General features: G+C 62.0%; 13 protein-coding genes and 2 pseudogenes. 14 read left to right on the top strand and 1 reads right to left on the bottom strand.

The genetic code is table 11. The features are described from left to right. Positions 1–20 precede the first annotated feature (20 nt). The 8 genes and pseudogenes from arsB to BpN12_RS08475 all read left to right on the top strand — a co-directional run bounded on the left by arsB (position 21) and on the right by BpN12_RS08475 (position 6,849). Positions 21–1,079, top strand: coding sequence for an ACR3 family arsenite efflux transporter (gene arsB, locus BpN12_RS08510; protein WP_246794667.1), 1,059 nt, complete (start codon positions 21–23; stop codon positions 1,077–1,079). A 20-nt stretch (positions 1,080–1,099) separates the two neighbouring features. Continuing rightward, positions 1,100–1,535 (top strand): annotated as a pseudogene (gene arsC, locus BpN12_RS08505) (arsenate reductase (glutaredoxin)). Next, the gene (arsH, locus tag BpN12_RS08500; RefSeq protein WP_246791995.1) at positions 1,501–2,250 is read left to right on the top strand and encodes an arsenical resistance protein ArsH; all 750 of its coding nucleotides are present in this window, start codon (positions 1,501–1,503) and stop codon (positions 2,248–2,250) included. The pseudogene arsC and the gene arsH overlap by 35 nt, the downstream one beginning before the upstream one ends. 349 nt (positions 2,251–2,599) lie before the next feature. Then, positions 2,600–2,953, top strand: coding sequence for a hypothetical protein (locus BpN12_RS33365; protein WP_342346186.1), 354 nt, complete (start codon positions 2,600–2,602; stop codon positions 2,951–2,953). Between the two features lie 237 nt (positions 2,954–3,190). Continuing rightward, on the top strand, positions 3,191–4,033 hold the full coding sequence (locus tag BpN12_RS08490) for a hypothetical protein (RefSeq protein WP_246791994.1): 843 nt from the start codon (positions 3,191–3,193) through the stop codon (positions 4,031–4,033). Positions 4,034–5,277: 1,244 nt separating this feature from the next. Further along, a complete protein-coding gene (locus tag BpN12_RS08485; protein ID WP_246791993.1) occupies positions 5,278–5,547 on the top strand; it encodes a type II toxin-antitoxin system TacA family antitoxin in 270 nt (89 codons plus the stop codon). Continuing rightward, positions 5,544–6,032 carry a GNAT family N-acetyltransferase gene (locus tag BpN12_RS08480; RefSeq protein WP_246791992.1) on the top strand — a complete coding sequence of 163 codons (489 nt, stop codon included), beginning with the start codon at positions 5,544–5,546 and terminating at the stop codon, positions 6,030–6,032. Before BpN12_RS08485 ends, BpN12_RS08480 begins: the two co-directional genes overlap by 4 nt. A gap of 358 nt (positions 6,033–6,390) precedes the next feature. Further along, entirely contained in the window at positions 6,391–6,849 is a 459-nt protein-coding gene (locus BpN12_RS08475; protein ID WP_425306255.1) for a lysis system i-spanin subunit Rz, read from the top strand. A gap of 104 nt (positions 6,850–6,953) precedes the next feature. Here BpN12_RS08475 and BpN12_RS08470 read toward each other — a convergent pair. Then, positions 6,954–7,361, bottom strand: a pseudogene (locus tag BpN12_RS08470) (oxidoreductase); the annotation flags it as partial. 79 nt (positions 7,362–7,440) lie between these two features. On the opposite strand from BpN12_RS08470, the gene BpN12_RS08465 reads away from it, so the two are divergent. From BpN12_RS08465 to BpN12_RS08440, 6 genes are all read left to right on the top strand, one after another. Beyond that, the gene (locus BpN12_RS08465) at positions 7,441–7,653 is read left to right on the top strand and encodes a hypothetical protein (protein WP_246791991.1); all 213 of its coding nucleotides are present in this window, start codon (positions 7,441–7,443) and stop codon (positions 7,651–7,653) included. A 385-nt stretch (positions 7,654–8,038) separates the two neighbouring features. Beyond that, positions 8,039–8,617, top strand: coding sequence for a hypothetical protein (locus BpN12_RS08460; RefSeq protein WP_246791990.1), 579 nt, complete (start codon positions 8,039–8,041; stop codon positions 8,615–8,617). A gap of 118 nt (positions 8,618–8,735) precedes the next feature. Continuing rightward, positions 8,736–9,221 carry a DUF1007 family protein gene (locus BpN12_RS08455; protein WP_246791989.1) on the top strand — a complete coding sequence of 162 codons (486 nt, stop codon included), beginning with the start codon at positions 8,736–8,738 and terminating at the stop codon, positions 9,219–9,221. A 493-nt stretch (positions 9,222–9,714) separates the two neighbouring features. Further along, positions 9,715–10,617, top strand: a complete 903-nt coding sequence (locus BpN12_RS08450) for a LysR substrate-binding domain-containing protein (protein ID WP_246791988.1) — start codon at positions 9,715–9,717, stop codon at positions 10,615–10,617. A 107-nt stretch (positions 10,618–10,724) separates the two neighbouring features. Further along, positions 10,725–11,474: an SDR family NAD(P)-dependent oxidoreductase gene (locus BpN12_RS08445; RefSeq protein ID WP_246791987.1), complete on the top strand. Its 750-nt coding sequence runs from the start codon at positions 10,725–10,727 to the stop codon at positions 11,472–11,474. A 140-nt stretch (positions 11,475–11,614) separates the two neighbouring features. Beyond that, on the top strand, positions 11,615–12,943 hold the full coding sequence (locus BpN12_RS08440) for an MFS transporter (RefSeq protein WP_246791986.1): 1,329 nt from the start codon (positions 11,615–11,617) through the stop codon (positions 12,941–12,943). The last annotated feature ends 10 nt before the right edge of the window (positions 12,944–12,953 follow it).

Genomic DNA, 12,953 nt, shown 5'->3' with positions numbered 1-12,953 from the left:
GGGAAAACTTACTTGGCTTCTTGTTCATCGCTCCATTCTCTCAAGAGTTGGAGCCTCCACCAAATCCGGTGTGGTTCAACCTGAGCGTCTGGGTCGCGCTTTGCATCGTCGCGGGCATCCTGCTCGGCCAAGCACTACCAAGCGCTTTTCAGGCGATCGGCCGCCTGCAATATGCCCACGTCAATCTGCCGGTCGGACTGCTGATCTGGGTGATGATCGTACCGATGCTGGTGAAGGTCGATTTCGGCGCACTCCACGAGGTGCGCCAGCACATCAAGGGCATTGGCGTCACGCTTGTCGTGAACTGGCTCGTCAAGCCGTTCACGATGGCGTTTCTCGCGTGGCTTTTCGTCAAACACCTGTTCGCGCCGATGCTGCCCGCCGCGCAGCTCGACAGCTATGTGGCCGGGCTGATCCTTCTAGCCGCAGCGCCCTGCACGGCGATGGTGTTCGTCTGGAGCCGCCTGACGGGCGGCGATCCGCTCTTTACGCTTTCGCAGGTCGCCCTCAACGACAGCATCATGGTGGTCGCGTTCGCGCCACTCGTCGGGCTGCTGCTTGGCATCTCGGCGATCACGGTGCCGTGGGCGACGCTGCTCACGTCGGTCGCGCTTTACATCGTTATCCCCGTGATCCTCGCGCAGCTCCTGCGCAAGGCGCTGCTCTTGCGCGGCGAGGCGGTATTCGAAGCGGCGATGGCAAAGATCGGCCCCTGGTCGATCGCGGCGCTGCTCGCTACGCTGGTGATGCTGTTTGCCTTCCAGGGCGAGGCTATTCTGAAGCAGCCGCTCGTGATCGTGCTGCTCGCCGTGCCGATCCTGATTCAGGTGTTCTTCAATTCAGCGCTGGCGTACTGTCTCAATCGCGCGGTCGGCGAGAAGCACAACATCGCCTGCCCTTCTGCGCTGATCGGCGCGTCGAACTTCTTCGAACTGGCCGTCGCAACAGCCATCGGCCTGTTTGGTTTCAATTCCGGCGCGGCGCTCGCGACGGTCGTGGGCGTGCTGATCGAAGTGCCGGTCATGTTGCTCGTAGTGCGCATCGTCAACCGCTCGAAGAACTGGTACGAGTGTGCCTGAACGTTACGGGAAACAACGCAATGAGCGAAGTCACCATCTATCACAACCCGGACTGCGGCACCTCGCGTACCACGCTTGCGATGATCCGTAACATGGGTATCGAACCCGTCGTCATCGAATATCTTAAGAACCCGCCGTCGCGCGAGAAGCTCGTTGAACTGATCGCGAAATCGGGGCTGAGCGTGCATGAGGTACTGCGCGAGAAAGGCGCGCCCTACGCTGAGCTGCACCTGGACAACCCGGCGCTGACAGATGACCAGTTGCTTGACGCGATGATGGTGCACCCCATTCTCATCAACCGGCCTTTCGTGGTGACGCCGATGGGCGTGCGTCTGTGCCGTCCGTCCGAGCTCGTGCTCGACATCCTGCCCGATGCGCAACGCGGTGCTTTCACGAAGGAAGACGGGGGAGGCAGTGCTCGATGCGGAGGGTAAACGTGTCCGCTCCGATAACTGATTTCGCGACGCAGCTGCCGCAAGTCGATGCGGCGTTGTTCCGCATACCGGATATTCAGCGCCTTCAGGCAACGAAATCCTCCGCGCATGCGCCCCGCATCCTGCTGCTCTATGGTTCGCTGCGAGAGCGCTCGTTCAGCCGCCTGCTAAGCGAAGAAGCCGCGCGTCTGCTCACGGCGATGGGCGTCGAGGCTCGCACCTTCAACCCAAGCGGTCTGCCGCTACCCGACGATGCGCCCGACACGCATCCCAAGGTGGCTGAACTGCGCGAACTGGTGCTGTGGTCTGAAGGCATGGTCTGGTGCTCGCCCGAGCGCCACGGCGCGATGACCGGCATCATGAAAGCGCAGGTCGACTGGATTCCGCTATCGGTCGGCGCGGTGCGGCCAACGCAGGGCAAGACGCTCGCGGTGATGCAGATCAGCGGCGGCTCGCAGTCGTTCAACGCCGTCAATCAGATGCGCCTGCTCGGGCGCTGGATGCGCATGCTGACCATCCCGAACCAGTCATCGGTGGCCAAGGCGTTCATGGAGTTCGACGAAGCTGGCCGCATGAAACCGTCGGCCTATTTCGATCGCGTCGTGGATGTGATGGAAGAACTGGTGAAGTTCACTTTGCTCACGCGCGATATCGGGCCGTACCTGGTCGATCGCTACAGCGAGCGTAAGGAAAGCGCAGAGGAACTAATGAAACGCGTGAACCAGACCAGTATTTGAACGGCACCTTTGGCCGTGGTCGAGTGTAGAGCAGCCATTCCACAGTTCAATGTCGATGTCCGGAATTGGCCGAGGCCGTGTGAAAACCCGCATCGAACGCACCGCGCGACAAACACGGGCCGCCAGATCGCCGCGTACGGGCTTCGAAGCGGTTCCGGAGGGGTAAAGCGACCCCCGAAAACCGGATAGTTTCGAGTTTTCACACGGCCTCGGCCGGAAGCGGACGGCTGGTGCCGGGCCTGCTCCGTCAACTGCTTCCGAAAACCCGCCGGCCCATCACCGTCTCGCTCATCACGCATTGGCTGAGCGTGAAGTTCGAACTGCCTGTGGCTAGAGGAAATCCGACCGCGTGCCGACTACTGTCTACGGCTTTGAGTTGTTGCGCGTCGCGGCCTGCCCGCGCCCCGCGAAGCTTCCGGTCGGCGTGCCGGTCCGCCTTTTCAAGAACGGGAACGACGTCGTGCCCGATGTGCCGCCGGGCTGGCAGCACGCCGCGCAGTTCACACGCATCGGCGCGCCGGCGCTGCCGTTTCCCAACGTCGAAGATCACGCGATCGAGCGCGTGATCGCTGCGCTCGCGCCGGTGCCGTGCGGGGTAGCGGCCGGAGGTTCAGGGAGGCGCAACAGAAAAGTCGGCCCTACGATTGATTGGGATATGAGGCATATCAAGATGCCCTGGGCTCATGACGGCAAAAATTTCTAACTGAAAGCAACCGCCGTCGGCCGAACCGCCGTCGGCCGAACCGCCGTCGGCCGAACCGCCGTCGGCCGAACCGCCGTCGGCCGAACCGCCGTCGGCCACTATTGCCTAGGCGGCCGAATGCGCTTGTCAGTTTTTTTCTTCCAGCCCTCCATTTTCTCTCTCTTTTGGAAACGAATCCCTCTGGCCTCGTACTGCTTAAAAAGCAGGTGGCTTGCATTCGCTGCCGATTGCACGGAAATGACGACTCTCAAGGCGGTGGAAGGAGTGATCGTTATCTTGCTTTCTGTTTTCAGTAGCCCGGTATTTTCCTCGACAATGAGCCGGCAATCTGTAGTCGATAGTTACGGAAGCTGCACATGGCGTGATAATGGTGATGGCTCGACCACTGTATCCTTGGTTATTAATTTTAAAGCTGCAACTGCTGAGAATATGGGTGGTGGGGGTGACTTTCGTTCGAGAACCATCATGATAAGAGGATATGATAAAAATCAAAAGATCCATGATGGTGGGCAAACGGGTTTTCCGGTCGTAAATGCTTTGAATGGAATTTCATCGAATTACGGATTAAACATCGCCTATGGTGAATGGCCAGGGACGGTTTTATATAGAGACGGGGGAGACGCCCGTGATGGTGCTTGGCACAACCCAAATGCGTTCTCCGCTGCCGTCAGCGTCACCTTTCACGGAAAGAAATGGCGAGCCGTGAGCGTGACGGCGGGCAACAAGGGATATTTGCTTGCAGCCTATGATGACACATTTGCGGAGGAGCAAACGGGTGCGGCATATTTATATCCCGAGTCCGATGGCGCTAGTTGTCAGGTTGTAGATCCGATCGATCCACCCAAACCTCCAGTGACGATTCGCATGTTCGCGCCGGACTGGGATTTGGGAGAATTACCGATGCAATATGGAGAAAAGAAATTCACGACACTCATCGATCAGCTGTGTTTTACTTATTCGGGGTTGAGTGGCGATGGTGTCGATGTGATAGTCGATGCTGATAGCAAGAATGGCGTCGTTGAAAACCAGTACCAACTGAAAAATCTGTCGGATCTTCGCAGATTGTCCCGTATCGTCTAGTGCTCGATGACGGAGCGACAGAATTCAGCCTGCCTAATCTGACGAAGTCAACCATACAATTAAATGCGTCAGGTAGGACTTGTTTTTCTCCAACTTTCAAAACATTTGTCAGACCATTTTTGAAGAAGGGCGATTATAGCGATGTATTGACCTTCACTGTTGTCGCCCCAACCTGAGGGGCGCTGCAGAGATGTCAGCCATGTTCGGCGACGACACCGAGGGCGGTCGGCGAGAAGCCGACATTCCGCGCGGCGTGGCGCGCCGGCCAGCAGTGTTTGATCCTCGCAGCATGGACCTACGAGCTGAACTGGGAACCGGGGAAGCATGTCCGCTTCCGGATCGGGGTGTCCAGTGCTCGAGGAAGACGGCCGCTGATACCGTCCAGCCTTTTGGGGGTGAATTTATGGGTAGCCTTTTTCGGAAATGCTGTCATCCTTACCTAGCAAGGCCCATGCGCCGGTCAATAGAGTCAGCTGTCGACGTGATTCGCGTGCTGCATCAACGTATGGATGTAGACCGGCATCTGTAGCGGACGGTTGGTACCGTCGTGTTGCTTCTTCGCCGTGGCTGGCCACCGCCCCCTGATCTTCCGCCAAGCTGTTGTTTCGCGGATTGGCTAGCAATGCAGACTGCCCGGGTGTGGACCTCGTCGTCCGTCTGCCAGACACAGAACGCGGCACGGACGGCGCTGCCGCGCGTGTTCCGCCGACACTGAAACGAACTTAGCACTGGAATTTCCCTCTCGCAGGATACTGCTTCCGGAGAGATGGCGCCGTTCTGCCGAAGGGGCCACAGAGCGGCTACAAGATCCACTGGAAGCCGTCGGTAGTCGATGTTATCCGCAAGCATCTCAGTTCGTCGGCGGCGAGCGCGTAGCGAGTATGGCACGGAAGGGATGGCGCTAGCGGTTATAGCGGCCCAAACACGCGCGCGAGCCGCGTGCCTGGCGCTTCGGATGCGATATCGGCCAGAGACGGCATGCAGGTCGATGTCCCTAGCCTCAGCACGAAGATTTTCAGGAGGAATCGTGGCACCGGCGACGGGACACCGTGCGTGGTGCCGTCAATCCGGTGCCTCCTCCGACGACCATGCGAAAACTCCTTCTCTTGCTAACCGACGTGGTCACCTGATCCCGACGGCCGATCGTGAGCACCTAGCGGCGATATCTTTTGCCTCCCGGCAATTTTCCGTACAATTGACGTAGCCGGCAATTTTCCGTACAGTACCTGAAGGAGGTAACAATCATGGCTACTACTCGCTTTGAAGCGCGCGTCGAGGCTGATGTGCTCTCAGTGATCCGTCGGGCCGCCGAAATCCAGGGGCGCACGATGTCGGACTTCGTCGTTTCCGCCGCGCGCGAAGCCGCGCAACGCGCCATTTCCGAGGCCGAAGTGATTCGCCTGTCGGTAGCGGATTCGGAACGCTTTGCCACGGCCATTCTGTCGCCGGCCAAGCCGACGGATGCCCTGCAGCGCGCGCTCGATCGTCACGACCACCTGTTGCGTGACGAATGACTGATGTGCCGTTGACGGTGGCCGTGCTTGACACGGCCCATGACCGAACCCAGTTTGAATGTGGCACGCCGGCACTTGATCGCTACCTACGCGAGACCGTCTCGCAGGACGTCAAGCGCCGTGTGGCTGCCTGCTTTGTGATGCTTGACCGAGAGGTGGTGGTGGGCTATTACACGCTGTCGGCCGCCAGCATTGCACTGGCCGAGTTGCCGCGCGAAGTGACACGCAAGCTGCCACGCTATCCGGCGATCCCGGCGGTGCGAATGGGCCGGCTGGCGGTCGATGGCCGATATCGGGGCAGGGGGCTGGGTGGGGCGTTGCTGGTGAATGCCTTGCGCCGGTCCGCGAGCTCGGAGATTCCCGCCGTCGCGTTGACTGTCGACGCGAAGGATGAGGGCGCCGCGGCGTTCTATCGGCACTTCGGCTTTCAGCCCCTCACGCACGATCCGTTGGCCTTGTTTTTGCCGCTGGCGACGGTGAAGTAGCGGTGGTCTTGCCCCACGTTTCGGTATCGGCCCGGCTGCGGCCGAGTTTTTCTGACACGCCATCAATGCCGATAACTCTCCTTAACGACATACCACGTGGGAAAGAGCGGGCGGGAGCGATGGCGAAGGGTTGCCACGAAGTACCCACAGGAGGACTTCCGGGATAAACCGCGAGCACAATGACGCGGAACGCCGCGCGCTGCCTGGTTGCCCTGCATCCGCACCGCTGCTGCATATTGATATATACGTGTACAGCATTGCTATCGAGCCGCGCGAGGGTGATCGCGCAGCGTAAACCCCATCGAGCAGTTGTCAGACACGTCGACGAACGAGTGCGCGCACCAGCTCGATGTGAGCGGTGGCATCGACGTACATCCCGGCGGCACGGGAGCCCGCCATCGTCGCAATTCTCGGGCGGCCGACTACGAAGAGCGCAATCGCGACGTTTCAGCGTGCGGTTGCCGCTCACGATACGGCGGCTTCGCGCGCGGCGGCCGTCGACGCGAAGTTCACGAAGGAGCGGATGGGTCATGAGGCTGACAATCGCCGTTACCGGGCTGGTCTCGTTGCCGGCACTGAGCGGCTGCGCATCGCCGTCTCGAGCTGTTCTGCAACCAGTCCCAACGGTGTGTCCGCAACTGCCGGCACCGCCGGCGTGGGCGATGGTGCCACCGCCGTCGCAGAGCTCGACCGAGCGACTGCGGAACGCATTTTCGCCGTCGCCGGCGATGACCAGCGGGAAATCGACAAATTGAAGGCGCTGCAGGACTACGTCTGCGCGATACGACCCGGCACCCTCGGGTGCGATAGCCGGTAACGTGGGATCTTCAAAGCTCGGCGTTTTTTGGCGACAGTGGTTAGATGCCCCGCGAGTCGAGTGGCGATCTCCGCGTCACGATCCGTGCCGAGGAGTGCAATATTTTCGAGCCTCCAAATGCCGGCCTCGCGTGCCCTGCACGCCGCCGCGACGAGGTCGCGCTGCACGCGCGCGATGTCCGGCGCCACTCATTTCGGACGGCATCTTCCATAGGTCCGGGTTGCCGAACGCCAGCGAGGAGGGCGCGATGATGGGCCAGCCGTGCGGCGCATCGTCGGCAAGATGGTCGTCGCCTTCCAGGGGCGATTCGCGCTCGCCTCGCGCTGGATGCCGGGCACCGCGTCGTTGGCCTTGATCGCCGCCACCGCCGGCTTCAGCGCCGCCGCCTGCAGGTCGTTCCATAGCCCGGAGTCGCCCCACGTCAGCCGACCTTCCGGCGACACGGTCGTCATCTCGACGCAGACCAGCCCCGCGCCACCCGCCGCCAGTTGCGCCAGGTGAGCGTGATGCCAAGTCCGCCGAAGTGGATTTGCGCCGCGCGTCGCGCGTGGCGTCGGTGGATCTGAAGACACCGCCGAGTTCCAGGCGCTGATGGCCACCAGCATGCGGCTGATGAAAGCCTTTATTGCCGAGGCGGTCGGACACGGAGCCCCGGATGATCCCGACGGCGTAGTGAGGTTCGTCGTGTTGCTGACCACCAGCTTCGCCGAGCGCACCACCGGCGAAGGCACCTCCGGCGCCGAGCTGGTGCGGCAGGCCGACCGATTCACCGACATGCTGGTCGCGCGCTTCGGGATTCGTTAGCGCGGGGCAAGCCGTGCCGGTGCCGATGCCCGGCATGGGTCGTGCGTCGCTTTTGGCGTTGGTTCGTCGGGTGGGGTGCGGGCAACCCATGGCTGGTGATTTTCCACCCATGGTGGCTTGTTCCGGATGAACCCCGGGGCGCCCGGGTGGACGCGGCGGTGCGCGGCATGGGCGAGAGGCGGGCTGGGTTCGAAACAACCCTGCCCCAGACGGTCCGCCGCGCGCCGCGCGCCGCGCGTTCCTGCGGAGCCGAGGACATGCGGGCGGTTCGACGATGGCATGACGCTTGCTTGAACTGCGGATGGAGGACGTACCGAGGCGGCCATTCGCCGTCCTCCTTGAATCACACCGAATGAAGCGAATTGAGACTACTGCGAGGGGAACCATGCCACCGAACGACTATGCCAGTAACGAACATCGTGCCGCGATAGATTTTCTGTCCGCCCGGAATCCGACAGGGCGACGCAATTCGATCCAACAGGCGAATGTGATCCACCCTGCGCGGACGATGGATGCGATGGCGCCAGCCAACGCCTTCTCGTCGGCCGATTTCGAGAACATGCGGGATCCGCGCGGCTCGATCCACGCCGCCAGCCTGATCAGCAGGATGCATCCAACGCAGGAGCAGATCTGGAATCCGAACATGGGACAGGGGCGTCACCAGATCCGAACCGGGCGGAACTTCAGTGTGCCGGATCGCGACAATCCCGGCCACACGTTCAACATTCGCATCCACACCAACGACAACACGTTGCAAAATCGCGACGCGAACGCGTTCTCGCATGCGGTGGTGCGGATCGAGCGCACCATCGACGGTCGCATGTTGATGGGCGGCGAGTCCCACGTCGCCGCGGTCGGTGCCAACGCCTGGCTGAGCCCGCACAACCACAACGACGCGAACATCAACGCCGCCCATATTCCGGCCAACATCTTCCGTCCGATCCGCGGCCCGCAACGGGGATGACGGCCGGCGGCGAGAATGCCGTGTGAAAGGACCCGGCCGCCCGATGATGCCGGCGCGCCGGGAACGCGGCACGATGCCGGCTGACCGGCCTCCCTCCGCCGGCCGCAAGCCTCGAGCGATGTGGCATCCATTTGTTGTCAGGCGGCTCGCGGGCGCCGCCGCCGCATCCGTGGCCGCCGCTGCGCATCCGCATTTCTGGATCTGCTACTCGGCGCATCTGCAGATGCAGGGCGACACCGTTACCGCGATCGACGAAAGCTGGCGCTTTTCCGAAGGCTTTCCGGTCCAGCTGGTCAGCATCGACACCTTGCCCGACGGCGGCCCGCTCGATGCGAAGCAGACCGTGATCTTCCGTGCTCGGGCGTTTGCCTCGCTGGCTCCGGCGCATGACTTCACCCACCTGTTCGTCGACGGCCAGGCCCAGCCGCTCGGCAATACCACCGGCTTTCGCGTGGCGATCGAGCGCGGCAAGCTGGTCTACACGTTCCGCCTGCCGCTCGGCAAGCCGATCGCGATCGGTGCCCGCAAGGTCTCGCTCGGCACCTGGCACGAGTCGCTCTTCATCGACTACGAACCCGACGGCGCCGGTGCCGTGACGCGATGAGATCTGGCTGGGTTATTCATCCCCAAGCCGGTGCAGGTGGAGACATGCAGAGAGGTAATCGACATCGCCTGTCCTGGCTCATCTCCTGAACGGAATGCATTGCCGGCGGTTGTCGCCACCTCCCGCCTCCCGTAAGCATCGCTGTCACGTCGTGTCGAGCGACATGGGCTGGGCGAGCGCGAATCCGGTCCCCGACGGCCTTCAGCTCGCCATCGCTCTGCATTCGCGGCAAACCGCATCGGCCGCCTGGTTGCGGTCCACGCACGGCTTCGGTGCTCGGCGCCCTGGTCGGTCCCAACATCAGCCAAGGGCTGCCGACATTGCCTGCATGGCCATCCATGCGAGGCAGGACTTCCGGCCATCAGCCGGCCTGGCACGGGTACCATTCAGTGGTTTTCGCGTCCGTATCGTGCGATGTCGAGGAGAGCCGCGACCCCTGGGCGAAGACCACGCAGTTTTTTTCAACGCGACTGACGACTGAAAAGATTTGACCATGCGAATTCCTCCGTTGAAGGCCATCATTGCTTTCGAGAGCATTGCACGCACCAAGAGCGTCAACCGTGCAGCTGAAGAGCTCGGCCTCACGGCTTCCGCGGTCAGCCATCAGTTGAGCAATCTCGAGTCGACGATCGGCCAATCCCTGTTTCAACGGACAGGACGCGGTCTCGTCCTGACGCCCACCGGCGAGCGCTATCTTGCGGATGTCACGGGGTCGCTGGCCGACCTCAGCCGGGCAACGGAGCGGGCTTCGAGCCGCAAGGAAGTCGACATTCTGCGCGTGCATTCGAGCCCGAGTTTCGGCCTGATGTGGCTGCTGCCGCGGCTGTCCTCGTTTCAGGAGGCGAACGGCGACGTTCAGTTGAACGTCGCCTGTTCCTACGAGAACGTATCGTTTTCGAACGGCTATTACGACATCGACATTCGCCACGGTTATGGAGAATGGAGCAACCTCGAGGTTCGCACGGTTCGGGGTGAATTCATCGCTCCGCTCGCGTCGCCGGGATACCTTGAACGGCACCCGGTCAGGACTCCCGAAGACCTTCTGGAGCAGCGGCTGGTTTATTCGGAGACGCCGCTCGTGCAATGGCGGCAGTGGTTCGGACGGGCCGGGGTGTCCGGTGCGAACAAGACGTTCGATTTTTCGTTCGACCGCTCCTACATGTCGATTGAAACCGCATCCCTCGGGCTCGGCATCGCGCTCGAAAGCGTGATGATGGCTTCGCAGAAGCTCAAGGACGGTGCGCTCGTGCAGGTCTTCGACGATAGCCAATCAGTCGAGGTAGGGGCCCATCACCTCGTTTATCCGAGCCAAAATGCCGAATTGCCTCGGGTTGCAAAGTTCCTGTCCTGGATCGAGGCGGAAATCGAACGCTGCAAGCCGGGATCTCAGGGATAACCCGGGGCTGAAAATTTCTCAGCTACGGTTGAAGGGAACTGCGTTGATGCGGGGCTCGCCGGCGGACACACTTCGCCTGCATCCAGACCATCAACGGAGACATCCACATGTTGCTCGAGAATCAAGTCGTCATCGTCACGGGCGCGGCATCGCCACGCGGCATCGGCAAGGCGACGGCAAAGGCCATGGCGGCACACGGCGCACGCATCGCGATTCTGGACCTGGACCAGGCAGATGCGCAGCGCGCGGCACGGGACCTTGGCGAAGGACATCTCGGTCTCGCGTGCGACGTGACCGACAAGGAGGCCTGCGTTGCCGCCGCGGACGCTGTCGCCGCTCAATACGGCCGAATCGACGCATTGGTCAACAACGCGGGCATTACGCAGCCGATCAAGACGCTGGAAATCTCCAGGAGCAATTTCGACGCGGTTGTCGGTGTCAGCCTGCTCGGCACGCTGTACATGTCGCAAGCGGTCATTCCGCACATGAAAAAGCAGCAGCGGGGCAGCATCGTATGCATGTCTTCGGTTTCCGCGCAACGCGGCGGCGGCATCTTCGGCGGCCCCCACTACAGCGCGGCAAAGGCGGGCGTGCTCGGCCTCGCGAAGGCCATGGCCCGTGAATTCGGCGCCGACCGTATCCGCGTGAACGCCATTACGCCGGGCCTTATCCAGACCGACATCACGGGCGACAAGCTGAGGCCCGAGATGCGCGCGGACATCATCAAGGGCATTCCGCTCGGGCGCCTCGGCGAGGCAAGCGACATCGCGCATGCCTGCCTGTTCCTGGCAAGCGACCTCTCCACGTATTTGACCGGCATTACGCTCGACGTCAACGGCGGCATGCTGATTCACTGACGTGGCGTCCACGGTCGCTTCCGACCTTGCACAAGCATACGGCGCACCTGGATCAACCGGGGCGTCATGCCGCCAAAGCGGCCCAGAGACATGGGGCCGGGCCCGTCGCGCCGACGGGCCCGGCTGACCGGAGACATTCCATGAAATCCAGACTGGCCACACCGGGAATCGGTGCCGACCTACCGGCCTCCCGCGATACAAGCAATTTCGAGGCGAGAACTTACGCGCGAGTCGCTCGGCGCCTGATTCCCTTTCTGATGCTGTGTTACCTCGGCGCGTATCTCGACCGCGTGAACGTGGGCTTCGCAAAGCTGCAGATGCTCAACGACCTGCGCTTCTCCGAGACCATTTACGGCATCGGTGCCGGCATCTTCTTCCTCGGCTACTTTCTCTTCGAAGTCCCGAGCAACCTGATTCTGCATAAAGTGGGCGCGCGAAACTGGCTTGCCCGAATCATGCTGACCTGGGCGGTCATTTCGGCGAGCTTTGTCTTCGTGAAGACGCCGACCACGTTTTACGTGCTGCGGTTCCTGCTCGGTGTCGCTGAAGCGGGGTTCGCCCCGGGCGTGATTCTCTACCTGACCTACTGGTTCCCGGCGGCCCGGCGCGCCAAAGCGCTGTCGCTGTTCTTCATGGCCATTCCTATGGCTGGCATCCTAGGCGGCCCGCTTTCGGGCTGGATCATGCACGCCTTCCAGGGCGCCCAGGGGCTTGCGGGATGGAAATGGCTCTTCATGCTCGAGGCACTGCCCTCGTTGCTCCTTGGCGTCGCGATTTTGCTGTATCTCGACAACGATATCGCCGGCGCCAAATGGCTGTCGGACGACGAAAAGGCGCTGCTGAGGCGCAACGTGGAAAACGACCGTACCGCCACCACCGAACACGTGTCCATGCGTGAGTTCGTCCGCGACCGCCGTCTCTGGCTGATGGCCGGAATCTATTTCTGCGTGGTGCTGGGGCAATACGGTCTCACTTTCTGGCTGCCGACAATCATCCGCCGCACCGGTGTCGCCGATCCGCTCTGGGTGGGCGGGCTGACCGCGATTCCCTACCTGTGCGCGATCATCGCGTTGCCGATCCTTGGAGGCAGCGCCGACAGGCGTCGCGAGCGCCGCCTGCACCTGGCGATCCCGATGCTGCTCTCCGCCGCCGCGTTCGCCGCGCTGCCGATGCTGGGCAGCGTGTGGGCGTCGATTCTCTGCGTGAGCATCGCCGCGGCCGGCATCCTCGCCTCGTCCTCCATGTTTTGGGCGCTGCCGACCGCCGTTCTCAGCGGCATGTCCGCGGCGGCCGGCATTGCCGCGGTCAACTGTTTCGCAAACCTGGCCGGTTTTTTCTCGCCCGCGATCGTCGGATGGCTGAATGACCTCACCGGCAAGGCAACGGCGGGCCTCATCTTCATTTCGACGGCCGTCGTGCTGGGCGCGGCGCTGGTGTTCTTCGTGCCCGCCAAGACGGTCAATCGCTGAACCCACTTTT

Source organism: Burkholderia perseverans (assembly GCF_022870505.1).
GTDB classification, from domain to species: Bacteria; Pseudomonadota; Gammaproteobacteria; order Burkholderiales; family Burkholderiaceae; genus Burkholderia; species Burkholderia plantarii.
Note: the sequence above shows the minus strand (reverse complement) of the source record. Positions and strands in the feature narration are given on the sequence as shown.

What these genes read in the sequence shown, in the direction of transcription:
- arsH (WP_246791995.1), top strand. Translation starts at nt 1,501, where the DNA reads ATGCGGAGGGTAAACGTGTCCGCTCCGATAACTGATTTCGCGACGCAG.
- BpN12_RS08490 (WP_246791994.1), top strand. Translation starts at nt 3,191, where the DNA reads ATGACGACTCTCAAGGCGGTGGAAGGAGTGATCGTTATCTTGCTTTCT.
- BpN12_RS08485 (WP_246791993.1), top strand. Translation starts at nt 5,278, where the DNA reads ATGGCTACTACTCGCTTTGAAGCGCGCGTCGAGGCTGATGTGCTCTCA.
- BpN12_RS08480 (WP_246791992.1), top strand. Translation starts at nt 5,544, where the DNA reads ATGACTGATGTGCCGTTGACGGTGGCCGTGCTTGACACGGCCCATGAC.
- BpN12_RS08465 (WP_246791991.1), top strand. Translation starts at nt 7,441, where the DNA reads ATGGCCACCAGCATGCGGCTGATGAAAGCCTTTATTGCCGAGGCGGTC.
- BpN12_RS08460 (WP_246791990.1), top strand. Translation starts at nt 8,039, where the DNA reads ATGCCACCGAACGACTATGCCAGTAACGAACATCGTGCCGCGATAGAT.
- BpN12_RS08455 (WP_246791989.1), top strand. Translation starts at nt 8,736, where the DNA reads ATGTGGCATCCATTTGTTGTCAGGCGGCTCGCGGGCGCCGCCGCCGCA.
- BpN12_RS08450 (WP_246791988.1), top strand. Translation starts at nt 9,715, where the DNA reads ATGCGAATTCCTCCGTTGAAGGCCATCATTGCTTTCGAGAGCATTGCA.
- BpN12_RS08445 (WP_246791987.1), top strand. Translation starts at nt 10,725, where the DNA reads ATGTTGCTCGAGAATCAAGTCGTCATCGTCACGGGCGCGGCATCGCCA.
- BpN12_RS08440 (WP_246791986.1), top strand. Translation starts at nt 11,615, where the DNA reads ATGAAATCCAGACTGGCCACACCGGGAATCGGTGCCGACCTACCGGCC.